This window comes from Moorena sp. (genome assembly GCF_982860115.1).
In genome coordinates, this window is record NZ_CEYLVT010000037.1 from 1 (window position 1) to 25688 (window position 25688).

Below are 25688 nucleotides of genomic sequence, written 5' to 3' on the forward strand. Positions count from 1 at the left end.
CTCCCTCTGGGTCGCCCCATGTTTTACCCTAATGTAAAAAACCTACCCCTGTGAGACATCTCCCACACCTCCCACACTTCCCTCTCTTTCCCTGTTCCCTGTTCCCTAGTTATATAAACAAGCTGCTCTATACAACTAGACCGATTGCTGAGCCATAGAGGATTTGAGTAGCACCAGAATTGATAATACCTCCGAGGTCTTCACCAGGAACTCCTATGGCTAAGTCATCGTAGCCATCCCCATTGAAGTCCTGCACCGCCAAGCTAGATCCAAAGTTATCGTACTCCTCAGCTATATCGTTAACGCCAAAACTATCTTGGCTCCAGAACTGGTTGCCAGTAGTAGTCAAGCCAAAGACGGAACCGTAGATAATGTTTACAGCCCCAGCATCAGTGATTGAATCGATATCTTCATTGGGACTTCCCACTGCTAAGTCATCGTAACCGTCGTTGTTAAAGTCGCCCACAGCTAAGGTAGTTCCGAAGCGGTCAAATGCTTCAGAGTTGCTGACAATGAGATCGTCTTGAGTCCAGAATTGGCTACCAGTGCTAGTTAAGCCTGTTGCAGAACCATAGAGGGTATTAACTTTACCTGCGTCAGTGCCTATCCAATCTTCATAAGGAGCACCGATAGCCAGGTCATCATAGCCATCCCCATCAAAATCTCCGGCAGCTAAACTGCTACCAAAGCGGTCACCTGCTTCATCACCCCCCTGAGGAAAGGCCGTCTGGGTGAAGAATTTGTTACCAGTGCTGGTCAGACCGAAGAAAGAACCATTGATAATGTTAACTATGCCAGTATCTATAATCGATCCCAAATCCTCGTCAGGCGTGCCTATAGCTAAGTCATCGTAACCATCACCATTAAAGTCCCCTGAGGTTAGGGTTTCTCCAAAGCGATCGAAAGCTTCATTAGAACTACCACTAAGATTGTTTTGCTCCCACAATTGGCTACCAAAGCTAGTTAAACCTGTTGAAGATCCTTGCAGGACATTGACTTTACCTACGTCACTGTTCCCATCAATATCTTCATAAGCAGCACCGATAGCCAGGTCATCATAGCCATCCCCGTCGAAATCTCCGGCAGCTAAACTGCTACCAAAGCGGTCATCTGCTTCATCACTCCCCTGAGGAAAGGCCGTCTGGGTGAAGAATTTGTTACCAGTGCTGGTCAGACCGAAGAAAGAACCATTGATAATGTTAACTATGCCAGTATCTTTAATCGATCCCCAATCCTCGTCAGGCGTGCCTACAGCTAAGTCATCGTAACCATCGCCATTAAAGTCCCCTGAGATCAGGGTATCTCCGAAGCGATCGTAAGCTTCAGTTGAACTGCCAGCAAGATTGTCCTGCTCCCACAATTGACTACCAATGCTAGTTAAGCCTGTTGAAGATCCTTGCAGGACATTGACTTTACCTGCATTGACTTTACCTGTGTTAATGTCCCCACCAACATCTTCGTTGGGTGTGCCTATAGCCAAGTCGCCCCGACCATCACCATTGAAATCCCCTCCAATTAAGCTAGTGCCGAAGCGGTCAAAGGCTTCATTGCCTCCGAAAGGAAATAAGGTTTGAGTCCAGAATTGATTGTTGGGAATAGTCATAATATTTATCTAATTCGTTCAAAGTCAACACGCTGCTTGCTCTGGGACAATAGTTCTAATCGTCCTGTGTCAGTTTATTGATGTTGGGTTGATCTGCTTTTTTGTTGACAGACCCCTGAAGGATTCTGTAGTTAATCAACAGTCAAGGCGATCTACCAAAATCAAATCGATCATGAAAGCTAATGCTAATTTTTATTGGCACCAAAAACTGCTTGGATCCTCTTGTGACATTCGCCTACGGAAAGGGCACCCGGAGGTTTTAAAACACAAACCTATTATCCAAACGCGCTAGCATGCTACATTGCTGCATACATTTTTATAGCAATGCTAGGAAATTGTCTCAAATAAAAATACTAGATATCAAGTGCTAAACTGAGCCTGGGTGTTTTTTCTTTTGCTACTTTAAATTGGTAGTTATTGAAACAATAAACTAGTTAAGATTGAAGGCTGATTTATTTACCAAAAACAGTATTACATATCAATCCGAACTAATTGAGCTACTTAACTAAAAATTTACTAAATATTGAAATGAATAAAGTTGTTATAAAAAATAGTTTGAGGAGAGATATAGGGCTTGGGAGTAGGGAATAGGGAATAGGGAATCGGGAATCGGGAATTGGGAAAGACAAGGGAGGGTGGGAGGTGTGCGAGGCGCGGGGAGATGGGGAGATCTTGGTTTTTATGATCTATTGGGTCGTGCGCCTCACCGCAATCAGCTTCTAGATTCTAGTTCACATTCTTAAGCGTTGCTTAAATCAAGGTTTCGGCATGAATCAACTCATAACCAGCAACTTTCAACTTCTGATTATCTACCCGGGCGTTATTGGTTCGGAAGTTAGGTTGTGAAGAATCCCATAACACTTTGGGGAGATTGTAGCGATCGCATATTTGATCAGTCAGCTCCCGCGTCGTGAGTTTGAGGTCGTTAACTAGGTTGTAGATACCTTGGGAGCGATTTTGTCGGGCAAAATCCACGGCCTGAACAATGTCGTCTCGGTGAATCCAATTGATAAAGTTATCGCCACTGCCAGGAAGCGTCGTGCCAGCCAGTCGCTCAAACCGCTTGCTTAACTCACGACCGGGACCATAAATCCCCCCAAGGCGCAGGATACAGACATTGCAATTTTTACTGCTCGCTCCTAATAAAATATGTTCTGTCAAAGACAAAACCCGACCATGGTCGTTGGCTGGAACGATAGGAGAATTTTCATCTACCCATGCCCCCTCTTGGTTACCGTAGACGGCGCAACTACTTAGGTAAATTACCTGCTTCACGGTGGGATTATCTGCTAAAGCTGCTACCAAATTGCTAGCAGTGGGGATATAGGTAGCTTCGTAGAGGTTGGCATCAACTTGCCGATTACTGATCGGCGCAATACTCAAGAGAATAGTGTCCTGATCGATAAGTGCTGACTGCATCCCTTGGGCATCATCCCCTTTCATCACCACTACCTGTGAAGCGACTTCCTTCAGCTTTCCTACCCGTTCTTGGGTAGTAGTGGTAGCTGTCACCTGGTGACCCTGCTGGTGATGCCAGAAATTTGCTAGAGCTGTGCCAACATAACCGCAACCAATAATGGTAATATTCATAAGGTATACTCCGTAGGGATATCCGTAACAATTTCAAGAAAGCGAGTCTAAACCCCTCCCGAAACCGATCCGTTGGAGGAGTATTGAGTAGTGAGTATAGTGAGTATAGATTGAGTGTTCAGTAGTGAGAATTACTCAATACCGAGCAACCCTGAGTCTAGGTTTGGACAGTAAGCGTCTTGCCTATGCTTGACTTCAACGGTTGAGCTGTTGGTTCCGGATTTAGAAACCTCAGATCAATCTGTCTAGGACTTTCTAATAGAATTCCCAGAGGTTATGACCATATAACAGTTTTGGCTCAATCCTAAACAGCTTTTGATTTCCCTATAGATATTGCTCCTGATCTAGATCACATGTACACAATCTGTATTATTATATCAATTTTAGCCTAAATGTAAAGAATTGTAAATGTAATGTAAAATACATAAGTTGCTGTGGTAGTATAAGCTTTCGTCAACTAACAGCGATTACCCAAAGGTTGCACACCATCAGCCCAAAATCCTCAACGTTTCAAGTCGAGGAGAGTTCAAATCAGCGACTTACCCCAATTATTTGGGATTATGTGAGAGGAATGGTGGTAGAGTATTTGTGGTATTGCTACGGGGTTGAGATCGCTAAAACAGCTGAATCTGGATTCAGCAGCTTGATCGCGAAATCTGTAACGTCGGCATATGCGCTACGCGCACGCTGCGCGAACAGCAGTGAGCTTTTGGCTCAGGCTACTTGAGGTGCTGTCAGCCGTTGGCCGTAGACCAAGCTAAGGGAACAGCCGTGAGCTAAAGCTCACGCTGCGCTAACAGCTTATTTTATTCAAAAGCACCGATTGCGCTACGCCCACGCTGCTCTCTTGGCAACTTTTGTCCTGTACTGACATTTACGCCTAGTGTTATAAAATAAAAAGATGACCATGAAACCATATTTCTCTGCACTTTTAATCCTATCCACAGTAACCACAATAACTGGTTGCACGAACCTTATAGGTACGCCAAGGGTACAGGCTGCGCCATGCAACAATCCTGTCACAACAAACGATGTTCTAGCTGCACAGGAAAGCTGGGGCAAAGCCATTGTCGCCATTGGCAAGGCAGAAAACCCAGAAGCAGAAGCACAAAGTACTCTTGACAGACTTTATGCTTATGATATTAGTACGGTTTTGTTCAAACCAACACTGGCCAGCGATGATCCGTTCAGAGGCAAGGAGAAAGAGGCTTTGTCTTATTTTGTCGGCGGCAGCATCAGCGAAGATAAAGGTTTTGCTCTTGCGCCCTATAACAAAGTGCGCTTTGAGAATGAAGGAATTATTACCAACTGCGATACAGCCATGTCGATGGGTGAGTATTTTTTCACCAAAACAGACGGTAGCGAGATCAAGGTAGAATACTCTTTTGGTTATGTTCGCGATGAAAACGGTGATCTGAAAATCAATCTGCACCATTCATCTCTGCCGTATCAAGCAAAATAAGGGCGATTGACCGTAGGTCACGCTACGCGATCGCACGTCAGCTCCCTACTCCGAAGCTCCCTTTTTTTTTAATTGGAGCCATTTTGGCGACACAAACAGAGCAAACAGTATTGTAATTAAAGTATTGCTTAGTCTGTTTTTGTCCAAAAACAAGTAACTAGACACAAGCTCTAGACACACAAGCTCTAGACACACAAGCTCTAGACACAAGTTACTAGCTCTCAGTCTGCGTTCAAGACAATACCTTGCTCCCCTACCTCTCACCTCGGTAGGGGATTTTTTTTTAGGTTAGCTGATCCCATGAGGCTAAATGGTTACTTTGATTTCTCTTGCTTCTTTGGTGAATCTGCGCTCAAAAACGTAATAAACGCCAGTAAAGCTAATACAGAAGCTGGTTCTGGTACAGAAGTCTTACGAGTCGCTTCGCCAAAAATCTGCACATTAATATCCGAAGACTTGTCCCAGACGTTACCATTGGTATCGACGATATCAACGAAGTTACCTGAGCTATCAAACTGCAAGTAACGATTGTCAGCGCCATCCTGGGGCGAACCACTCAATGCTGCGTTGGAAGCATGGTTAAACCAGGGATAGAAAATACCGAAATCAGGGATCTCACGACCAACACCCCGCACGCCGAAGTTATAGGTTGTACCGCCTTCGATAGTCCAGTTGAGATTGTTGAAATCCACTTGCCAAATATTGACGAAATCACCAAAGTTATCGTATGTCGAGCCAGCAGCATCCGGGTAAGGGACTTGGGTGATGGTAACATTTGGGTTAATCGTCACGTTACTGTTAGGGTCTAACGTTGCACTGGCGAAGGGAGAAATATCATCCTCAGCGGCAAGACCTGTCAACAGAGTAAAGCTCTCAAACCAATCCCCCAAGTTGTCTGGGTCACCAATACCCGTAATACCAGGTACCATCCAAGTGCGGATGGTATCGATAACAAAAGTCTCTCCTACATTGCCGATAGTGAAATCATCACCATAGAAGCCCAGGTTTTCGGCATCTGTAGCCCACCGGATATTACTGCGGTTTGCTTCAGAAATAGTATTGAGATTTTCTGTGGGTAGTCCCCGGTCAAACAACATTTCAGCTTGTGCGTTGGAAGTGTAACCTAGCATCACAGCAGAAGCAGTGGCAAAAACTGCTCCGACTTTGGCAAGAGTTGAGGTAAACATGGAATTAAGAGCTCTAAAGCTATAGGGTTGACGATGGTTTAGATTGCTAGCAATATCCAATAGTCAAAATAAAATTGGAAATTGGAAATTGGGAATTATTAATTAGAAATTGGGAATTGGGAATTGCTACTTTTGATTTTTATATATGCTTTTTAGCTTTTTGTTTTTGCCTTCGGAAATGTTAATATAGGGGTTAACAGTGGGATTAAGTACACCCAAATTTATTCCCCCTCCTTCCTCTCTTGCCACTCTCTTCTGTGAAGCTGATCCAGATTTAGCTCACGGTGGCGGGCACCGATAGATTACAAAGGATTTAGGCCGATGCTTTGATAGTCTAAACAAAGACTGACATAAAATTACGACATCAAAATCCTTGAAGCCTTAAGCATTCTTTGCTTGGCCAGTTTCTGATGTCGTCAGCTGAGAACTTATATATACATGGTGGCAAAGCAATGTTTGCAATCGGGTTTGCCTAATGTATGAGATCTCGAAGAATTACGGAGCATGGTTGATTGTGATTCGCCAATAACCATCGGACCTTTAATTTACACTAGTGGCGTGGCACACCTAAAAATGTTTGTTGGGTAGAGCTAAAGGGAAACCCAACAAAGCGTTACTGGTGTTGGGTTTCATTCTTCAACCCAACCTACGCTTATTGCACCATTAATGATGTGTCGGTCCACTAGCTTTTGACAAAACTAACGGCAAATATAGTACAAAAGTACTAAAAAAAGGAGTTTGCTATGAAGCGCAATCCCATCAATAAAGCGCGATATTAACTTTTGTAACAATTAACGGGATTTGGCAGAAAACCCTAAGCTTAAGCCAGAGAACTATATCGAAGGATCAAGGATCAAGGATCAAGGATGATACTCCCATCCGTTACATCCGTTATTCCATCCGTTGCCCATTTACTGGTGATGGCTGATAGCTGATAAACAGAAAACTAAATAGCTTATCAAAGCTAATTCCATATTATCATAATACCAAAAAATCCTCGGAGCTCTCTCCTACTTTTCCCTGTTCCCTGTTCCCTATAGATACCTGGTAAAACTCAAGTGTGGAATCAACAGCAAGACGAAAAACTCAGACAGCTAGCTACAGAAGCCCAAGACTATCCTCCTAAGACAAGGATGCGACAAATAGCCTTAACCAAATTGGTCAAAGCAATTCGGGAATCTGGTCAGCTATGTCGTCCCCATCGTGGTCAATTTATCGGGTTTTATGAAGAAATTTATGATGAAGCTTGTAATCGAGTCTTTCTTTACATCTGCCAAAATATTGATAAGTATGACCCCAACAAAGGGGAAGTCTTACAATGGGTTAACTTTCTGCTTAAAAAACGTTTTCCTGATGCGGTTAACTCGATTTTAGGAACTCTAGCTGTTTTTCCAGAAGATTCTTCTATCAAACGAGGGTCTATCGATGAGCTGGATCAGCTAAAATACCATCAAAACAATCCTCTTTTGTCAAGTGAACTCATCGCCTGGATAGAATCCGACCCTGATGGTATTTTTAAAGAAACCTACGTCACTAATCATCCTGAAGCCAATTTTCAATTTTTGGCTCTTAAACGCATTGAAGGATACTCTTGGAAAGACTTAGAATCGGCTTTAGGAATTTCCCTGAAGACTCTGAGTGGATTTCACAACCGTTGTTTAAAAAAATTACCCCGCCAGTTCAAAGACTATTTGAATTAAAGATTTTTGTGACTACCCATCAAATATAGCGTTTATTATAGCTATGAGGTGCAGATTTTTTTTACCTATTATCTATTACCTGCTCCCTACTCCCTGCTCCCTGCTCCCTGCTCCCTTTGCTATATCAACAATACTATGAACAATACACAAGAAAAGTTAACCTTCAAAGTTGCCCTAACCCCTTCAGCCCATCGCTTGGCAGAAAAGTTCCGGAGGCAGCAATCTAATCCTGATCAAGGCAAACAAGTTTATCTCAATACCTTGGCTGTCTATGCTATGAATTTTTACTGTCAGTGTATGGGAATTGATACAGATTTGTCCAAGAGTTATAGCTTGACTCCAGTGATTCCAACTCTGGGAGATATAGCAGATTTATATCTCAACAATCTCGGGAAACTAGAGTGTCTACCTGTGCTACCTCAATCCCAAGTTATTAATATTCCCCCTGTTGTCTGGAACAATCGGATTGGTTATATGGCTGTACAACTAAACGAATCTCTTACAGAAGCAACCCTACTAGGATTTAGTAAAACCGCAAGCACTCAGGAGTTACCTCTATCTGAGTTAGGGTCTCTGGAAGATTTCCTGGAACATATCGAAACCCTCAGCCAATGTGTAAGCTTGAGCCAATGGTTTAACCAGATTTGTGACAAAGGTTGGCAAAGGGTTAAAACCCAAAAATCTCCCTCAGCACCCCAGCCAGCTTTTCGTTTTAGGAGAGCTAGAATTACAGCAGCTAAATCCATCACTTTGGATACCAAAGTGGTTAGTTACCCCATGGATTTAGTAGTTACTGTCACTCAAGAATCTGAGCAAGAGATTGATATAGAGATACAACTTCATGCTCGAGAAATTGAGCATCTCCCCCTTGGTCTCAAGCTGATGGTGATTGATGAATCAGGAGAAACTTTTTCGGAAGTATCTGCTGGTATTAATGATACTATTATCAGCAATGGTTTTATTGGTGAACGCCAAGAAGAGTTTACCCTAAAAATAGCCTTAGGCGATGCTAGCTTCACTGAGTATTTTGTTGTCTAGTTCCATGGTATATATAATCTCGTTAAACCCTAAAGGAATACCATCATGAATAACGTAGTTGTGTTAAGACTTATTGGTGACCTTGAACGTGACATTTGGATCATCTTTGAATGGAGACCTCAAGGTCAGTTAGCTGAGGGTAGACTTACTACTCAGTTAGCACCCAATCCCGACATTGCTCACCTTTACAGTAGTTGGCAGCAACGATATCGTAATTTAGAGTATATTTACCGAAATCCGCGCTTAAAGCACAGAAAAATATACCGCTCTTCTAAACAAGAATGTGATAAATTTGCTGATGAGTTGAACAAAAGTCTTAACCAATGGCTTAACTCTAATCATGGCTTTCGCCGGATCAGGGATAAATTAGCAGCACAGTTGAGAAGCAATACAGATACGAATACCCATACTAGGGTGATGATTCAGACCGATAATCCTCAGCTTCAGCGACTCCCATGGCACCTCTGGGATTGTTGGAAGGATCATGACTCGGTTGAAATTACCTTAAGTCCTCTAGAGTACGAGACAATTACAGCAAAGCCTCCTAATGATCAGGTCAGAGTATTAGCGATTCTCGGTAACAGTAAGGGAATTGATATTGACAAAGATAAACAACACTTGCAGCAATTAATTGGTAAAGACTCGTTACTTGAGTTTCTGGTCAAGCCTACACGAGAGCAGTTAGAAGCTTCCCTGCGGGATGCCCTTGGATGGCATATCCTCTTTTTTGCGGGTCATAGTTCTAGCGAGAGAAAAAGAGACCGGATGACGGGTCGGATTTATATTAATGACACCGATAGCTTAACCATTGATGAGTTAAAATATGCCCTAAAAACGGCGATTAACAATGGCTTGAAGTTAGCCATTTTTAATAGCTGTGATGGGTTAGGCTTAGGTAATGCCCTGGCTGAGCTACAAATTCCACAAGTTATTATTATGAAGGAGCCGATTCCTGATCAGGTTGCTCATAAGTTCTTGGAGTTCTTTCTGACAGAATTTACCAAAGGAAAACCCCTGGAGCAAGCAGTCAGAGTAGCTAGGCAAAGACTGGAATCGATACAACATAAATTACCCTACGCTACTTGGTTACCGGTGATTTATCAGCACCCTACAGCAAAACCTTGGTGTTGGCCAGTGTCAGAATCATTGGAAGAAACTGCAACACCTATAGAGGAAGCACCATCTGTAAACCGTTTGATAAAATTAGCCTTAGCTACTGTTGCGCTCGTTGGCATTTACGGCATTTATCAACTTGCCATAGAACCTAACAAGCTAGGAGATAATATTAGTTCTGGGGAAGAGATACTGGATACAACCTCTGCTCAACGTTTTAAGCAACGGGGTGTTGAATTTATGGCAGCATGTCAGACTCCCTGGAGAGATAACTTCGCCATTTTTAGTCAAAAAACTTGGCAACGATGGCAGAAATGTTGGTGGAGCAAGACTAACTATCAAGAAGCTGTTAATTTCTTCTCTAAATCCTGGCAAGAGGAAGACAAACACCCAGAAACGTTAATTTATCTGAATAATGCCCTCTTAGAGGCTACTAAATCCGATTACTACACCATTGCGGTGGCGGTTCCCATCGTTAGGAACAAGGATGGCTCTGTCAAAAATCGGGAGCTAGCTCAAGAAATTCTTCGAGGAATAGCTCACGCTCAAACAGAAGTTAACTTGGACCTTTTTCAGGATAAGGATGTTATAAACGGTAAATCGATCAAGGGTAATGGTCTCAAAGTTATTATTGCTGATGATGCCAATATCCCCTCAGAAGCGATCCAAAGGGCAAAAGCACTAGTCAAGGAACGGGATATCTTAGGGGTAGTTGGTCACTATGCTAGTGATATGACTATACCAACTGTGGATATTTATAACAGGAATAAGCTAGTGTTAATCTCCTATGGCTCCACAACGGAAGAATTAACAGAGCACCCTAGGGACTTTTTCTCACGGACGGTAGCTAGCGCTAAAATCGAAGCCCAATCTTTGGTTGATTATTTGGTTGAAAATGGTTACCAAAAAGCGGCGGGTTTTTATAATCCAGAAAGTCCATTCACTCACTCGTTCTGGCAGGAATTTAAACAGCACTTTACTAACCAAGGAGGAGAACTTGTCCATATCAAACACGATGATATATCTAAACCGAACTTTGATGCTAAGCAAGCCATAGAGGAAATCCGACAAACTCAGGACACAGCTATTGTTTTAATTCCCGATGGTCAAGTCACCGATGCTTTCACTAATGCTATCGATATGATCAAGGAAAACAATGGTCGTAATGTGATAGTAGGTTCCTGGGCACTAGCCAGGCCAAAAACATTAGCACTTGAAAATCCCGATCTATTCGAGAACCTTGTGGTATCTGTTCCCTGGCATCAAGTAAACACTGCTAACCCGCAAGTTAATCAAGATGCTCAAACCTTATGGGGAAAATCTAATTCCTTAACTGCCTTGTATGCTTTAGTTTATGATGCAACTCGTGGGTTGATTACGGCTATCGAAAAACAGAAGAATCCCACACGTCGTGGTATGCAGGAAACCTTGAGAAGTGATGATTTTAGTGCGGAGGGGGTAACGGGAAACATTGAGTTTGAACCGTCTAACGGTAATCGGAAGAATCCCTCACGAACCTTAGTCCATGTGGTGCCTTGTCCTAACCAGGAGTATGGGTTAGAGTTTGTGCCCCTTGAGTATTCTTCTTGTGATTACCAAAAGCAAGAGTAAGGGAAGTGTGGGAGGTGCGGGGAGCAACTGGCTCCCCAAGACATCAGTGCATCGCTTCGTCTTTTGAATTTGTAAACGGCATGACAGGTATTTCTATAACCCTTTAGCCACCGCAGCCACCGCAGCCACCACCGCAGCCACCACCACAGCTGCTACCGCCACCACAGCTACTGCCACCGCTACTGCAGCCACCACCACCGCAGCCACCGCCACCGCAGCCACCGCTACTGCTACTGCTATTACCAGAATTGCTGGGAGGATTAAATAGCTTTCGCAAGTTTTGTAGACCATATTCGCTCAAAACTGTACTACCAAATAGAGCAAATGCCAGGGCTAGTTGAGAATTGTCTTTAGGATTTTGTAGCATCCCATGGGTAGCTCTTAGGTTGTCTAATACAGTATCGCCGTAACCACTACGGTTTAATGGTTCAACCAGAAAGAACAAACCCATGATTGCTATCATGAGGCACAGTATCATCAGGAAACCGACTGGCTTATGTCGCGAAATGCCTACGATAATCTTGCTGATTCCTAGGAGCAAGACAGCAAACAGAGGGAGTGCGGGATATTGCTGGGCTGATTTGGCTTGGTCTTCTGTCAGTAAGAGATTGAGATCGGTTAAGCGATCGCGTATGTGCTCTGTAGCGGATGCAGCGGATGCTCTAATTTGAGTTATAGTCTGACCAGTTCTAGCACCAATGTCAATTTTCAACTCAAGGGGATCATTTTTGTAAACCAAAGGATTCACTAATTCTAGCCTTCGGTCTTCGGGCACAGGTTTTAAATGTTGCTCCTGCACAAGGTTAACGATGGCTGTATCGACAGCTCGCTGTTGACCATCAACTAAATAGGCTGTCTCATAGGGATCGAGAGAGACGGATGTCCCCTCAGCATCGGAAGCTGGTTGTCGTAAATACCAGCGTAAACTGTAGGCTAAGACTACCGCAGCACTTACTAGAACTAGATAAAACCCGAGAAATAATAGTCCTGTAAAATTAAGTGGATTTGCGTTATTGACTAAGGCTAATGATTCACAACCTGTGATTGTTACTGTCAAAACGAACAATAGGAAAACAATCGCGTATTGGTTGAGGCTGAAGTTGGGGAGTGAGTTTAAACTAACCTTAGGTAAACTAACTTTAGGCAAATTAAGTTTAGGTAAAATCCAGTGCTGCTGAGGGTTTACCCGCACAAAATTTACATGCTGACTAACATGAAGATCAGCAGGTGCCCAAATATCTACTGGTGGCGCTTCCCCAAAGAAATAGTGATAGCTGGCTAGGGTTTTACTGTACCAATCGTCGAATTTCAACTTTTCACTGGCACCACCACCACTAGGCAGATGATGAAAGGGGGTTTGTAGAATGTTTGGGCAAAATTCATTCCAGTAAGAATGGGTATAGGTTAAGTGTAGATGCCACACTTGATCCACTGGGTCAGAAGGGGAGACGGGATGGTCAGCTACTACTGCTAGAAACGCAAATTTCTTGTATTCATCAATTACCCGCTGAGTGTAGTTAAGACTCCAGTGATTTTCCCGAGCTAGTCGCTTGCTAAAGGGAAATTTGGCCTCAGGGTCATCTAAAGAAAATGCCTGAAGGCGTTGATAGAATTGGGTTTGTTGAAGGTTCATCATTGTTTGTCTTTTCTTGTACAATGCTAGTTACCTGAATCTACCCATATATTTATATTCAGCCCAAAAATAAGGTTTTATGCAAAGGTGTTTTGATTTTGCGATCGCGTAGCGTGGCCTACGCCCAGGTGGGGGAATGCGTCGCGATTTTGTTCAAATAAATGTGAAGATAGTTTAAATATTTCTGGATAATTTCAAAAATATGGTATAGTCCATATACTAGAAAGTATGCTAGTTGCCTGAATCCCATACCCCCATAACTCAAAGCGCTGCTTGACTCACAATTCTTAGGATTAAAATTCCTAGTAAATCCTGAGGGAGTAACAGCGCTAATCATCAGCATGCAAATTTTCGTAAGTCAATCAGAGTCAAGGAGACTCCTGTAGCTTATTGGATCTGGCAATCTACCAAAATACGGCAATCAATAGAAATGAATAGAGTTATTATTCTAACACTAGATGGTGACCTAGATAGTGGAATTCGAGTCACTTTGGCATGGGGAACACAAGAGTCAGCTGAAGGAAAAATTATGAGTCGGTTGGCTCCAAACCCCGAAATTTATCAACTATACACCGATTGGCAGAAAGGATATCGTACTTTAGAGTATTTTTACCGAAAGCCGCGCTTAACTCCCATTGGAGTGTACATCTCTTCGGTTAAATCCTGTGATCAATTGGTTGACGAGTTAAGGAACACTATTAACCAATGGCTGAATTCTAAATCGGATGGCTTTGACCAGATCAGAAATCAATTAACAACTGAGTTAAGCCGTCATCGCGATATTCGGGTATTGATTCAGACCGATAATCCTCAGCTTCAACGATTACCATGGCACCTCTGGGATGTATGGGAAAATAATCATGACTCCGTTGAATTTAGTTTAATTCCCTTGGAATACCAGCCAACTCCAGAAACTAAACTGAGAAATCGAGTCAGACTATTAGCCATTCTTGGTAACAGTGACGGAATTGATATCGAAACCGACCGCAACTATTGGCAGCAAGTCTCTAGCTTAGACTCATCCTCCTGCTTTCTAGTAGAACCGACACGAAAGGAGTTAGACCAAAAACTTTGGGAAAAAGAGGGCTGGGATATTCTGTTTTTTGCTGGTCATAGTTCTAGCGAATGTAATGATGAAACCGGTCGAATTTATATTAATCAGGAAGACAGTATTATCATTAATGAGTTAATGCCAGCTCTCAAGCAAGCCATTAAAAACGGCTTGAAGCTAGCGATATTTAATAGCTGTGATGGCTTAGGTTTAGCCAATGCTCTAGCTAAATTACAAATGCCACAAGCGATTATTATGAAAGAGCCAGTGCCCGATGAAGTTGCCCAGACCTTTCTCAGGTTCTTTCTGGAAGAATTTTCTCAAGGAAAGTCTCTCCATAAGGCAGTTAAACTAGCACGAAAAAGACTGCATTATCTAGAGAATCGATTAGAGAAAAAATTACCCTACGCCACCTGGTTACCGGTAATTTATCACCATCCTAAAGCAAAACCTTGGCGTTGGCCAGTGTTAGGATCATTAGTTGAAATTTTGATTAAATTAGCGTTAGGAACTGTTGCGATCCTTAGCATTTACGGAATTTACAAAATTGCCACAGAGCCTAACCCACTAGGAGACAAGATTAGTTCTGGAGAGGAAATACTGGATACAACCTCTGCACCATACTTCAAGCAACGGGGTGTGAAGTTACTAGCCAAGTGTCAGGAGCCATTCAGAAATTATTTAGGAATTTGGCGTCAAGAAACGAGGGAAAAAGTTCGTAATTGCTTTTGGACAAAAGATAACTATAAAACAGCTTTTGAGTTACTTAAACAATCCTGGCAACAGGATGGAGCCGATCCGGAAACCTTAATTTACTTGAATAATGCGCTACTGGAAGCTGAAGGAAAAAACTATTATACAATAGCTGTTACAATTCCCATGATTGACACCCCGAATCAATCAGAAAAAGATGCCAATGGTGCTAAAGAAATTCTGCGAGGAATTGCCCAAGCTCAAACGGAAGTTAATTTGGGACTCTTTGAAGACAATAACGAACTGATTCAGCAATTTCCAGGTAAAGATTTCCTGATCGCGAAGCGTGGCCAACGGCCTTACCCTAAAGGGATTAATAATAGGATTGGACTCAGAGTCGTAATTGCTGATGATGCCAATCGTGAAGAGGAGGCGAAAGCAAGAGCAAGCTTATTGGTGAAGCAATCGAGTATTCTAGGAGTCATCGGTCACTGGACTAGTGAAACAACTCTTGCCGCTGTAGATACTTATCAAAATGGGAAGCTGGTATTGATTGCTCCCTATGCCATGACAACAGAATTCACAACTAACCCTCGAAATTTTTTATTTCGGACTGTACCTACTACTGAAGACAAAACTGATAGTTTAGTTGAGCACCTACTTAATATAGGTCAACGCCAAGCGGCAGTTTTTTACACTCCTCAAAGCCCATTTAGTAGCGATAGTTTGCGGAACTTCAAACAAAAATTTGAAACCAAGGGAGGAAGAATCATAAAAGTCCAAGAGTATGATTTATCCAAAAGTAACTTCAACGCCAACAAAGCCCTAAAGGAAGTAAGGAAATATGGGGAAACCCCCTTGGTGTTATTCCCAGATGCTCAAATCACTGATGCTTTGAAGAATTCCATTGAGTTAATCAAAACTAACAACGGTCGTAATTTGATAGTAGGGGAATGGGTTCTCTACAGTCCCCAGACTCTAAGCATCAGAGATTTAAAGCTATTGGAGAAAGTAGTTTTATTTGTTCCCTGGCATCCCCGGAGCAGTCCTAACCAAAAATTTACTCAAGACACTAGGGAATTGTGGCATGGACCAGTCAATCCCACCACAGCTACCACCTATGATGCCACTCGTACGTTGATTAAGGCGTTAGAAATGTCAAAGAAACCGACACGTAAGGGTATCCAGAAAACATTAGCAAGTCCTGGTTTTAGTGCCGATGGCGCAACAGGAACCATTGAGTTTACATCCAACGGTCATCGCAAGAATCCTTCTGGAGAATTAGTTCATATCGTGCCTTGTCCCAACGACTTTTTTGGTTTAGCCTTTGTGCCCCTTGATTATTCTTCTTGTGATTAAAAGCAATCAGCAATCAGTTATCAGCAATCAGCTTAAGCGCTACGCGCACGGCTGACAGCTGACAGCTGATAGCTTACGCTAACATCAAGTATAAAGACACAAAATCCCATGAGCAATAATCTTGAGCTAAGTGAGTTCAAACAAGAAATTGCTACTATTTATGATAGCAGGAGCAATTCTTACGATAAGGGGGATTTCCATCCTCGGCTTGCTAATTGTCTAATCGAACATGTTGATATCAGACCTGGACAAAAAATCTTGGACATTGCTACGGGAACTGGCTTAGTTGCTATTGAAGCAGCAAAACGAGTTGGTGAGGATGGTCGAGTGGTGGGAGTAGATATTTCTAGGGGTTTGCTCAATCAAGCTCAACGCAAGATCGCTGCAGCAGGGTTGACTACTATTGAGCTAATCGAAGCTGATGCTGAGACCCTAAACTTTCCTGACAACAGTTTCGACAGAGTGTTATGTTGTTCAGCCCTGCCTTTAATGACTAACGTTCCTGCTGATTTACGCTTATGGAAACGTTTTCTGGTACCAGGAGGCTTAATTGGCTTATGTGTCTTTGCCAACACTGCTTTTACTACTGGCTTTGTTCTCCAGAACGTTGCCCAAAGGTACGGAGTTTCATTGATATTTAGCGATGTCACCGGAGATGAAGAAAAATGCTACTCGTTGCTCACAGCAGCAGGCTTTGACGATATTAAAATTAAGCAGGATCAATTGGGCAGCTACATTACTATAAGTGACGTAGAAGGCACCTGGGATGGTAGCTTAAAACATCCCCTGTGCTGGCCATTGCAGCAACTAGAGCCAAAACAATTAGAACAAGCTAAGGCTGACTATGTGGCCGAAATTAATGCTTTAGTCACGGACAAAGGTATTTGGAATGATATTACTACATTTTTTGTAACCGGACGTAAAAAGCTTGAAAATTCTAATTCTAAATTCTAAATTCTACATTATATTGGTGGTGCGTTACGGGGCGGGCTATCCCAACGCTGGCTACGAAGTGGAAAATTAGGGCGAGCCCTCCCCTAACGCACCCTACGCACTTAATTCTTAATTTTTAATTCTTAATTCTAAATTCTAAATTCTACATTATATTGGTGGTGCGTTACGGGGCGGGCTATCCCAACGCTGGCTACGAAGTGGAAAATTAGGGCGAGCCCTCCCCTAACGCACCCTACATTCTTAATTCTAAATTCTTAATTCTTAATTCAATCTTTCCAAAACACTATTTAATAACTGTAGCTGATAAACCTGGCTGCTGGTATCCTGTGGTTGTTGATTTGTTGGCAAACTAATCACTTTCTCTGCCTTGGCTTGATACTGACGCACCATCGAGAAAGCGTCATTACTAAAACAAGTCAGATAATCCTGAGCTGCATCACTTAAGGCTTGGGCTACTTGATGGTCATAAGAGTCAGCGGATGAATCTGACTTATCTTTTTTTGCCCCTTTACTGAGGATATAGCTAGCTCCTCCAGCCATAGCTGCGCCCACTTTACCTTTTAAAGCCAAACGGATTCCAGTAGAAAGAGCAATTGGGATAACCTTCTTTAACTCCTGGGAAGAGTCGGGAGGCTCAGGTATAATAACTTGGGGAGTATCGGGAATGGAAATAACTAGCTTACCAGGGGACTGATGCTCAAAAAACTCACAAGCTTTATCAACCCATTCTTGGATTGCTTGTTCATATCCATCAATGTCTTGTTGGAATTGTGCTTGCCAACTGCTAAATTCCCCTTGCTGAAGTGCTGTCACCAGTTTCGATTGATAGCGTTCTAACAGTTTGGGCAAATAGAGCCAACTCTCGAAGTCAGAAACAGCGGCTTGGAATCCTTGTTTAATTAATTTTTGAGCTTTTTGTTGCAGCTCAAGTTTAGCCTGATCCTTCTCTTTGGCAGTTTCTAATTCTGAGTTGATGACTTGGATTTTAGACTGTAGTGCTGCTTTAACTTGATTTGCGATCGCATCCACACGATCCAGCCGAACCGTTGTCTTTTCCCGTTGAGCAGCTACCATACTTTGCAGTGCTGATTCAAACATCGCCAATCCCGTGGTGTGTGCTTGATCAGATAATCCTTTCAATCTAGCTCTCAAAGCCGGTAGGGCATCAACGCGATACAAGTTACTAACAGTATTCGGTAATTCCGAGCGAAAACTTTCCGCTACAAACCGTAGCCTAGTCTGGACTTCTTTTTGCTGATCAGGTTCCAATAAATTCAGGAAATTGACCACAAAAACAACAGTCTTGATTCCTCTATCTATCAGCCAATCTCTCAGATTTTCCCGTTCACCCAAGGTCATCAGCTGGCGACCATCCAGCACTTGAACTACTAAATCTGCGGTTAGCAGTTGGTCGCGCACTAATTCATTCTGAGCTTCCCGGTCATTTGTTCCTGGCAAATCCAGAAATTCTACACCAGTTTTTAGGAAGGGATGGGGACAGTATACCTCTACCGAAGCGACATCAGAGCGCATACACCGTTGCTCATCTAGGATAGCATAGCGCTTCAAGACCTCTGTGCTATTTTCACTAATTTCTGTGCCATCAGTGAGGGTAATTCGAGTATGCAATTCTTCTCCATATCGGATATGAATCGCAGCCCCTGTAGTGGGAATTAGACCAATGGGCAGAGTGCGCTTTCCTAGCAAAGCATTGAGCAAGGTGGATTTGCCATAATTAAACGGACCAAAGACAGCAATCCGAAATGTGGGATTTTCTAGATGGTCGCACAGGGCAATGACATCCTTTCGCAAGGGTGAGTCTTGCTCTAAATCAAGCAGACCGATAGCAGACCTAAGAGAATTAACAACAGACTGATAGATGTGCTGATCTTCCATGACAATTGGTGTTGATTAATTGGTCTGTGGTTCGATTCCTCGACTTGAACCCAGCACTAAGCACGATAGCAACAGTATAGCTAAAAAAAATAGAGAGCCGTTCGTGTGACTCTCTCGATCATCAGGGTGCATCTACTGATCTAAGTATAGCAAGATAAATGTGGGGTGCAACCCCTCACCCCTTTAAGCCAGCAAAATGTTACAAAACTTAATAGTTTGCTGAGCCTGAATGATTGGGATCAAGCTTACCGATTCATGTCGCAACCACCAGTTGACTTGGAACCCTTGAGTTCAAACACCATTAGAACTGTTAAGCCCTCTCAAAAAAAAATAAGAGAGCCGTTCGTGTGACTCTCTCGATCATCAGGGTGCATCTACTAATCTAAGTATAGCAAGATAAATGTGGGGTGCAACCCCTCACCCCTCTAACCAAGCAAAATGTTACAAAACTTAATAGTTTGCTGAGCCTGAATGATTGGGATGAAGCGTAGGCACTCATGCAGCAACCAGTAGTTGACTTGGAACCCTTGAGTTCAAACACCATTAGAACTGTTAAGCCCTCTCAAAAAAAAATAAGAGAGCCGTTCGTGTGACTCTCTCGATCATCAGGGTGCATCTACTAATCTAAGTATAGCAAGATAAATGTGGGGTGCAACCCCTCACCCCTCTAACCAAGCAAAATGTTACAAAACTTAATAGTTTGCTGAGCCTGAATGATTGGGATGAAGCGTAGGCACTCATGCAGCAACCAGTAGTTGACTTGAAACCCTTGAAAGCCTTGACTTCAATCACCAATAGAACCTTTCAGCTATCTCAAAAAAAATAGAGAGCCGTGCTTGTGACTCTCTCGATCATCAGGGTGTATCTACTTGATCTCAGTATAGCAAAATAAATGTGGGGTGCAACACCTCACCCCTTAAACCGATCAAAAAATTATAATATTCGATAATTTTCGGTAGAATACCTAGCCCAAAATCATCATGCCACTAGGGGGTAAGTCAATCCTGACCGTTGCCCTACCCTGGTCATGTTGAACCATTACGGTTTGATTCTGGGGTGGATGGCGTAATTGAGAGTTACTCCAGTAACTGTTGTAGAGCAGAGTAAGGCTTGACCCGTGGGGGTGTAGTGAGGCATCAATGGTGACGTATGCACCACGGTTTTCAGTGCCATGGGTGTTTAAAACCACCAGAATTTCTTGATTGTAGAGAATCCTTGACCAAGCAATTAATTCTCCAGCATCAGGAATAGCAAAAGGTTTGCCGAGATAGGAGGTTTCTCGGAGGTATTGACGACCGCCACGCAGGGTTTTGCCAATCAGGTCTGGTCGATTCCGGAGGTTTGCGATCGCAGAAATTCTGAGATAAGTGGGATGGTCTGAGTCAAAGAAGTGACAGCCACTGGTTTCAAATGCCCCAAAGCTACCCCCAAACATCGATTCACGAATATAGCGATCGCTATTGGAAATGTTGCCATACTCATTGATTGCTTCAACACTAGGGTCATGGCGGTTTTCTGTGCCATCAAATGCTTGTTCAGTACCGTAATAGATACAGGGTATACCCAACGTGGTCAGTTGCACCCCTACCGCATGGGCTATTTGCTGGTATTTACTAGGAATAGAGTTATTAGCAGCAAACCGATGCTTGCGATCGCGTCCGACCATATCATGGTCATCTAAGATCGAAACATGATACCGTCCCGTTTCCCGGTGGCTACCAAGGATATTATGATCCTCAAATTGACCAAAAAACTCCCTTGGCGGTGTTAATCCTTTTACCATCTGTGCTAATCGCTTTGTGGGTTCCCCAATATCAAGCACAGCATCCAAGTTGCGACCAAATACTTCCAGGTAGTTGCGGGACATATGAGCCCCATCGGTTACTTCTCCCACCAGTAGGATGTTTTCCTTACCAATCGATTCCGCATATTCCCGGATAGCACCACAAAAACTACGGGAAACTTCCCAAGGAATATGCTTAACGGTATCAATGCGAAATCCGTCGCAGTCACTTAGGGCAATCCAGTATTGATAGATTTTAATAATCCCTGCTAAGACTTCCGGTTTAGCGACATTAATGTCTTTTAAATCAAAGAAATCCCCTCGGCGAAATTCTAGATCCGGATGCAGTTTGTCTTCCCAAGGGTCTGCACCCCATTCGTTAATATGACCAGCACGAGTGTACCAATCCATGTTTTGAAATTCTTGAGGCCATACCCCATCACTTTCTGTAGTAATTTGGGGAATAGTATTACCAGTGCCAGAACGCCAACTATGAAATGGATAGGGGGGTTCAAAACGGTAGGGAAGGGTAGTATGAGGATTATCATTCTCGTCTTTGTAGAAAAAGTTATTCCCACTGTGGTTATAAATGATGTCTAAGATCACATACATTTCCCGATCATGGGCAGCATCCACTAAATCCCGTAAATCCTGACGGCTGCCAAATCGGGGGTCAACCTCTAGGAAATTTTGAATCCCGTAGCCGTGATAGGTGTCTAGTTCAATCCGTTGTCGCCAAACTGGACCAATCCAAAGGGTAGTGACACCTAATTGTTTCAAGTAGTCCAATTTACTCTCGATTCCCTTGAGGGTACCCCCTTGAAACCGTTTTCCCTGGTTCATCCAGTCACCTTTATGTTTGGCTTTAAATTGGTTTGGGTTACTACGGTCAAATTTTTTCCGTTCTGCTTCTAACCCATCACTGAATCGGTCAGGTAGCAGAAAGTATAGAATCTGGTCTCGCCAAGTCATGGGACTGGGATAAACATTGCCCCTCGGTTGCAGGTTAGCCTCAGCGAGGGTTTGGGGAGAGCATGGTTCAACTGGAGTGGACACGATGGAAACCTTTGGTGAATCGATGTTCGTTTCTTTAACGGTATACACCAGTAGATAATTATATTCCGCAAAAGATTAGTGGGAGTGGGGAAGTTAGAATTTAGAATTTAGAATTTAGAATTTAGAATTTAGAATTTGGAATCGGGAGTCGGGAGTCGGGAATCGGGAGTCGGGAATCGGGAGTCGGGAGTTGGGAGCGGTGCGACTCGTGGCGAATTTAATTACGGGTCAAGCGCACCGAGGGAGTAGGAATAACAAAATTGAATGGTGTTGCTGAATTTTGAATTGATAATTTTGAATGGTCGCGAGGCGATTGACCAAGGGAACTTACAGAAATTAAACGCAAACCTTCAGAGATGGCATTGCTAACACTTTCATCCAAATGAAATCGGATTTTGGTCATTGCCGATTCTGAAGTTTTTGCTGCAATAGAGACGGTGTTTGAGCTTGTACCGCTTCTACAAAGGCTTCCCCAGCCTCAATATCCTGTCTGATTTCCTCTTTATGGTCGTGGTAGTAAACCAGTGCTGCATAGACATCTGACAGGGTAATGGTAGGATGGTGATAGAGAATTTCATCCGGTGACATTCCCATGGTTTCGTGCCAGATCACAATATCTTGAACTCGAATCCGATGTCCGGCAATCCGAGGTTTCCCGCCACAAACCCCCGGAGTAATTTCAATATGTTCTGAGATTGTTGGAATAGTTGCCATTGGGAGAATTCATAAACGTCACTGAAAGAGGCATTACCTTACGGTAGCATTGTTACTGAATAGCACACTTTGCGGTCTGTTTGCTTTCGCGCAGCGTCGGGCTTTGCCCGAATCGCATTCAAAGTATAGCATGTCAGGAAATAGTTAAAAAAATAGTCAAAAAAGGCAATAAGCCCGTTTTTCATAGTAATCAAGTACACAATATTTTCCCCCAATTCCCGATTCCCGATTCCCTACTCCAACTTCTAACTTCTAACTTCTAACTTCTAACTTCTAACTTCTAACTTCCCTACTCCCTAATCCCTTATCGATATCATGTCTTACAGTCAATTTACAATTCAAAAAGTAGTCAATGATTTTGACTTAACCTTAATCGAACAAGGGAATATTTTTGAAAGCGATAGCGATCGCATAATTTCTCCTAGTCCTTATTTAGCGGAATTTATCACCCAAAATTACCAACTAGCGATCGCATTGAATACGGAAAAAGCGCGATCAGAACTCTTGATATGTCCAGTATTACTCGCCGTTAGAGAATTCCATCAATACCAGGTTAGCTTGTTTTCTGGGGAAGAGTTTAATGTTGACCCAGAAGTGGGATTAAATGGTAGCTGTGATTTTATTATTAGTCTGTCACCGGAACAGTTATTTGTTAAAGCCCCGGTAGCCATTATTATCGAAGCCAAAAAAGAAGACCTGAAAGGGGGATTAGGACAGTGTATGGCCGCGATGGTAGCAGCTGCTCGGTTTAACCAACACCAGAATAATGGTAACGTCGCAACGGTTTACGGTGCCGTAACCACTGGGACTCTATGGCGATTTATGAAATTGGAGGAAAAAACAGTAACCCTCGACCTCGCGGAATATTTGCTCCCTCCTATCGAACCTATTCTCGGGAAATTGGTGCAGATGGTGGAATAGGATTAGGACTTAGATCAATTCTGGTTGAATACCCATAATTAATGGGGAGATGGGAAGATGGGGAGATGGGGAGATGGGGGAGGTTTGGCTTACAAGGGTAGGTTTTTTACAAAGCGGCTAGTAAGTATGGCACTACCCATTAAGGTGTTTGAAATTGACAGAATTTTACAAGCTAGCGCTATATTTTTATGGTCTTTTTATTGTCTTGATGCAAAGCGCGAGTGGTGGTTCCCTCCAAGACCTACCGATTCCCGACTCCCGACTCCCGACTCACGACTCCCGACTCCTGACTGGGTGACCCTTATGTAAACAAATCTTGCCCAGCCCTTTGCGAGGGTTTACTATTGCTGCTGGTATATTCCTGATGTCAACATTAAACTATCAAGAGATTGGGAGTTAAGAAAATAGAGAGTTAGGGATGAGTTCAAAAACACCTAAATTGATCAATAATCATGAAGATTTAGAAGTGTATCAAAAGGCTTTTAAGGCTGCCATGAAGATATTTGAACTCTCTAAACGTTTCCCAATTGAAGAAAGATACGCTTTAACTGATCAAATCCGACGCTCTTCTCGTTCAGTATGTGCTAACTTGGCAGAGGCTTGGCGCAGAAGAAGATATCAAGGTTCTTTTTGTGCTAGGCTCAACGATGCAGAAGCAGAGGCAGCAGAAACTCAAGTGTGGTTGAAATTTGCAGTTAAATGCAATTATCTAGATCTTGATATTGGCAAAGAACTCTCAAATCAATATAACGAGATTTTAGGCAGTATAGTCAAAATGGTGAATGACTCAGACAAGTGGTTACTAAAAAAACCTTAAAATTCTCCCCATCTCCCCATCTCCCTATCTCAGTTAGTAGCGGGGAAACTGCCACCAATGAAGTGAATATCACTAAAAGTTTCGTTCGCGTAGCGTGACCGTAGGTCAATCCACAGACGAGCGCCACAATCGAGGGGATGATCTGGCTGATAGACAATCTTACAAGGACCGAGGATTTCAACTTCGTTGCCGTAGAGATTGGTGCCCTTTCGTTTTACTGAAATCACTGGCTTCCGGTCTTTGGGGCTTTTCTTCATATTCGAGCCAATGTGATTGCGGTTGACATTAATCTTAGCTAAAGCCGGGGGACGACTAGTGCGCCATTTGCCCTTCGGTCCACGGCTACCTTTGGTAATTTGTGGCAAATGGTTGAACAGAGGAATAATCCAGAATTTCCCACTTTTATAAGCACCCCTGACCCTACCCTTCTCTAGGAGTTGGCGCAATCGCCGAGACGAAATTCCTAATAAAGATGCGGCTTCAGTAGTACCAATACACTTGTTCATCAGCGGACTTCCTCATAACTATTCCGATACTACTATTATAATAGATAAAATGGGAATTGAGAATTAAGAATTAAGAATTGAGAATGAAGAATTAAGAATTAAGAATTAAGAATTGAGAATTAAGAATTGAGAATTAAGAATCGGGAAATGCGATCGCTTTTAGCGTGGCCTACGGCCAATCGCTTAGCGGCTCCAAAGGATCATCACACTATTTCCCACTAATTTAGTTAATTAATTAGTGGGAACTTTTAGTACCTAAATAAAATGTGATAATTTTTATTCCCTGCTCCCTGCTCCGAAGTCCCTGCTCCGAAGTCCCTACTCCCTATTCCCTACTCCCTATTCCCTGTTCCCTGTTCCCTACTTCCAATTTTTTACAAAAATTTAAAAAATATGTTATAATTAAAGATTATTTGTGCTATAATAAAACGGTGGTCGTTAAACGTCCACGGGAAGAGCCAGCCAACGGATTTTGCGAGGCCGGTGTGGCTGGCTCTTGGTCCCCAGTAACAGGAGATACATAGATTATGTCTTACCATCAACGCCTACATCCATGGGTAATTATTAGGCTGTTATCGAAGATGCAACGGGTCGTTGTTGCTCGTTTCCGCAAGCGTTCCGATGCAGAAGGCCATTTAAAGGCTTTGAAACGGTTGATGCCCGATGCCGAATTTATTATTATTTTTGATCACGGCGAGCCTATAGAAGAAGAGTCGTAAGGAATCAGCTGTCAGCTGTGAGCTATCAGTTATTAGCTATCAGCTTAAGCGCTACGCGCACGCTACGCGAACAGCTATCAGCTTATGCGCTACGCGCACGCTACGCGAACAGTACAAAGAATTATTGTAGGGTGGGCAAAGTTCTATATATCTATAATCCTGATTTGAACCCAACTTTTTTTGCCCACCCTACAAACTCAAAAAGCGATCGCACTAACCCCCACCTGAACGTTCGCGTAGCGTGGCCTACGGCCAGGTGGGGCAATGCGTCTGACGGCCTGT

Annotated in this window: 19 protein-coding genes; 11 read left to right on the forward strand and 8 right to left on the reverse strand. The window is 43.0% G+C overall.

What is annotated here, in order from left to right; translation table 11 throughout:
• Positions 1-127: 127 nt before the first annotated feature.
• Both AC4II3_RS09020 and AC4II3_RS09025 read right to left on the reverse strand, forming a co-directional pair.
• On the reverse strand, positions 128-1603 hold the full coding sequence (locus AC4II3_RS09020; RefSeq protein WP_488015876.1) for a hypothetical protein: 1476 nt from the start codon (positions 1601-1603) through the stop codon (positions 128-130).
• Positions 1604-2353: 750 nt separating this feature from the next.
• A complete protein-coding gene (locus tag AC4II3_RS09025) occupies positions 2354-3193 on the reverse strand; it encodes an SDR family oxidoreductase (protein WP_488015878.1) in 840 nt (279 codons plus the stop codon).
• A gap of 907 nt (positions 3194-4100) precedes the next feature.
• On the opposite strand from AC4II3_RS09025, the gene AC4II3_RS09030 reads away from it, so the two are divergent.
• Positions 4101-4655, forward strand: coding sequence for a metal-independent carbonic anhydrase family protein (locus AC4II3_RS09030; protein WP_488015881.1), 555 nt, complete (start codon positions 4101-4103; stop codon positions 4653-4655).
• A gap of 314 nt (positions 4656-4969) precedes the next feature.
• Here AC4II3_RS09030 and AC4II3_RS09035 read toward each other — a convergent pair whose 3' ends face one another.
• Entirely contained in the window at positions 4970-5842 is an 873-nt protein-coding gene (locus tag AC4II3_RS09035; protein WP_488015879.1) for a hypothetical protein, read from the reverse strand.
• Positions 5843-6900: 1058 nt separating this feature from the next.
• Here AC4II3_RS09035 and AC4II3_RS09040 point away from each other — a divergent pair.
• The 3 genes from AC4II3_RS09040 to AC4II3_RS09050 all read left to right on the forward strand — a co-directional run bounded on the left by AC4II3_RS09040 (position 6901) and on the right by AC4II3_RS09050 (position 11304).
• Positions 6901-7542 (forward strand): sigma-70 family RNA polymerase sigma factor, encoded by a 642-nt coding sequence (locus tag AC4II3_RS09040; protein ID WP_488010863.1) that lies wholly within the window; start codon positions 6901-6903, stop codon positions 7540-7542.
• Positions 7543-7677: 135 nt separating this feature from the next.
• Positions 7678-8580: a DUF1822 family protein gene (locus AC4II3_RS09045; RefSeq protein WP_490722805.1), complete on the forward strand. Its 903-nt coding sequence runs from the start codon at positions 7678-7680 to the stop codon at positions 8578-8580.
• Between the two features lie 45 nt (positions 8581-8625).
• Positions 8626-11304 (forward strand): ABC transporter substrate-binding protein, encoded by a 2679-nt coding sequence (locus tag AC4II3_RS09050; RefSeq protein WP_488010859.1) that lies wholly within the window; start codon positions 8626-8628, stop codon positions 11302-11304.
• A 103-nt stretch (positions 11305-11407) separates the two neighbouring features.
• Here AC4II3_RS09050 and AC4II3_RS09055 read toward each other — a convergent pair whose 3' ends face one another.
• Entirely contained in the window at positions 11408-12940 is a 1533-nt protein-coding gene (locus AC4II3_RS09055; protein ID WP_488010857.1) for a TIGR04222 domain-containing membrane protein, read from the reverse strand.
• A gap of 427 nt (positions 12941-13367) precedes the next feature.
• Between AC4II3_RS09055 and AC4II3_RS09060 the strand changes: the two genes are divergently transcribed.
• Both AC4II3_RS09060 and AC4II3_RS09065 read left to right on the forward strand, forming a co-directional pair.
• Positions 13368-16040 carry an ABC transporter substrate-binding protein gene (locus AC4II3_RS09060; protein ID WP_488010855.1) on the forward strand — a complete coding sequence of 891 codons (2673 nt, stop codon included), beginning with the start codon at positions 13368-13370 and terminating at the stop codon, positions 16038-16040.
• A gap of 108 nt (positions 16041-16148) precedes the next feature.
• Positions 16149-16994, forward strand: coding sequence for a class I SAM-dependent methyltransferase (locus AC4II3_RS09065; RefSeq protein WP_488010853.1), 846 nt, complete (start codon positions 16149-16151; stop codon positions 16992-16994).
• Between the two features lie 261 nt (positions 16995-17255).
• On the opposite strand, the gene AC4II3_RS09070 is transcribed toward AC4II3_RS09065, so the two are convergent.
• From AC4II3_RS09070 to AC4II3_RS09080, 3 genes are all read right to left on the reverse strand, one after another.
• Positions 17256-18890, reverse strand: coding sequence for a dynamin family protein (locus AC4II3_RS09070; protein WP_488010851.1), 1635 nt, complete (start codon positions 18888-18890; stop codon positions 17256-17258).
• Between the two features lie 964 nt (positions 18891-19854).
• Complete coding sequence (locus AC4II3_RS09075; protein WP_488010850.1) at positions 19855-21729, reverse strand: alpha-amylase family glycosyl hydrolase; 1875 nt, start codon at positions 21727-21729, stop codon at positions 19855-19857.
• A 399-nt stretch (positions 21730-22128) separates the two neighbouring features.
• Positions 22129-22443, reverse strand: a complete 315-nt coding sequence (locus tag AC4II3_RS09080) for a DUF433 domain-containing protein (RefSeq protein WP_488010846.1) — start codon at positions 22441-22443, stop codon at positions 22129-22131.
• Between the two features lie 315 nt (positions 22444-22758).
• Here AC4II3_RS09080 and AC4II3_RS09085 point away from each other — a divergent pair, with 315 nt between their 5' ends.
• The 3 genes from AC4II3_RS09085 to AC4II3_RS09095 all read left to right on the forward strand — a co-directional run bounded on the left by AC4II3_RS09085 (position 22759) and on the right by AC4II3_RS09095 (position 24181).
• Complete coding sequence (locus tag AC4II3_RS09085; RefSeq protein ID WP_488010844.1) at positions 22759-23364, forward strand: hypothetical protein; 606 nt, start codon at positions 22759-22761, stop codon at positions 23362-23364.
• A gap of 154 nt (positions 23365-23518) precedes the next feature.
• A complete protein-coding gene (locus AC4II3_RS09090; RefSeq protein ID WP_488010842.1) occupies positions 23519-23662 on the forward strand; it encodes a hypothetical protein in 144 nt (47 codons plus the stop codon).
• Between the two features lie 120 nt (positions 23663-23782).
• Positions 23783-24181 (forward strand): four helix bundle protein, encoded by a 399-nt coding sequence (locus AC4II3_RS09095; RefSeq protein WP_488010840.1) that lies wholly within the window; start codon positions 23783-23785, stop codon positions 24179-24181.
• A gap of 29 nt (positions 24182-24210) precedes the next feature.
• Here the strand turns inward: AC4II3_RS09095 and AC4II3_RS09100 are convergent, their stop codons facing one another.
• Entirely contained in the window at positions 24211-24687 is a 477-nt protein-coding gene (locus AC4II3_RS09100; RefSeq protein WP_488010838.1) for a MerR family transcriptional regulator, read from the reverse strand.
• A 266-nt stretch (positions 24688-24953) separates the two neighbouring features.
• On the opposite strand from AC4II3_RS09100, the gene AC4II3_RS09105 reads away from it, so the two are divergent.
• Both AC4II3_RS09105 and AC4II3_RS09110 read left to right on the forward strand, forming a co-directional pair.
• Positions 24954-25211 (forward strand): hypothetical protein, encoded by a 258-nt coding sequence (locus AC4II3_RS09105; RefSeq protein WP_488010836.1) that lies wholly within the window; start codon positions 24954-24956, stop codon positions 25209-25211.
• Positions 25212-25214: 3 nt separating this feature from the next.
• The gene (locus AC4II3_RS09110; RefSeq protein WP_488010834.1) at positions 25215-25406 is read left to right on the forward strand and encodes a hypothetical protein; all 192 of its coding nucleotides are present in this window, start codon (positions 25215-25217) and stop codon (positions 25404-25406) included.
• Positions 25407-25688: the final 282 nt, after the last annotated feature.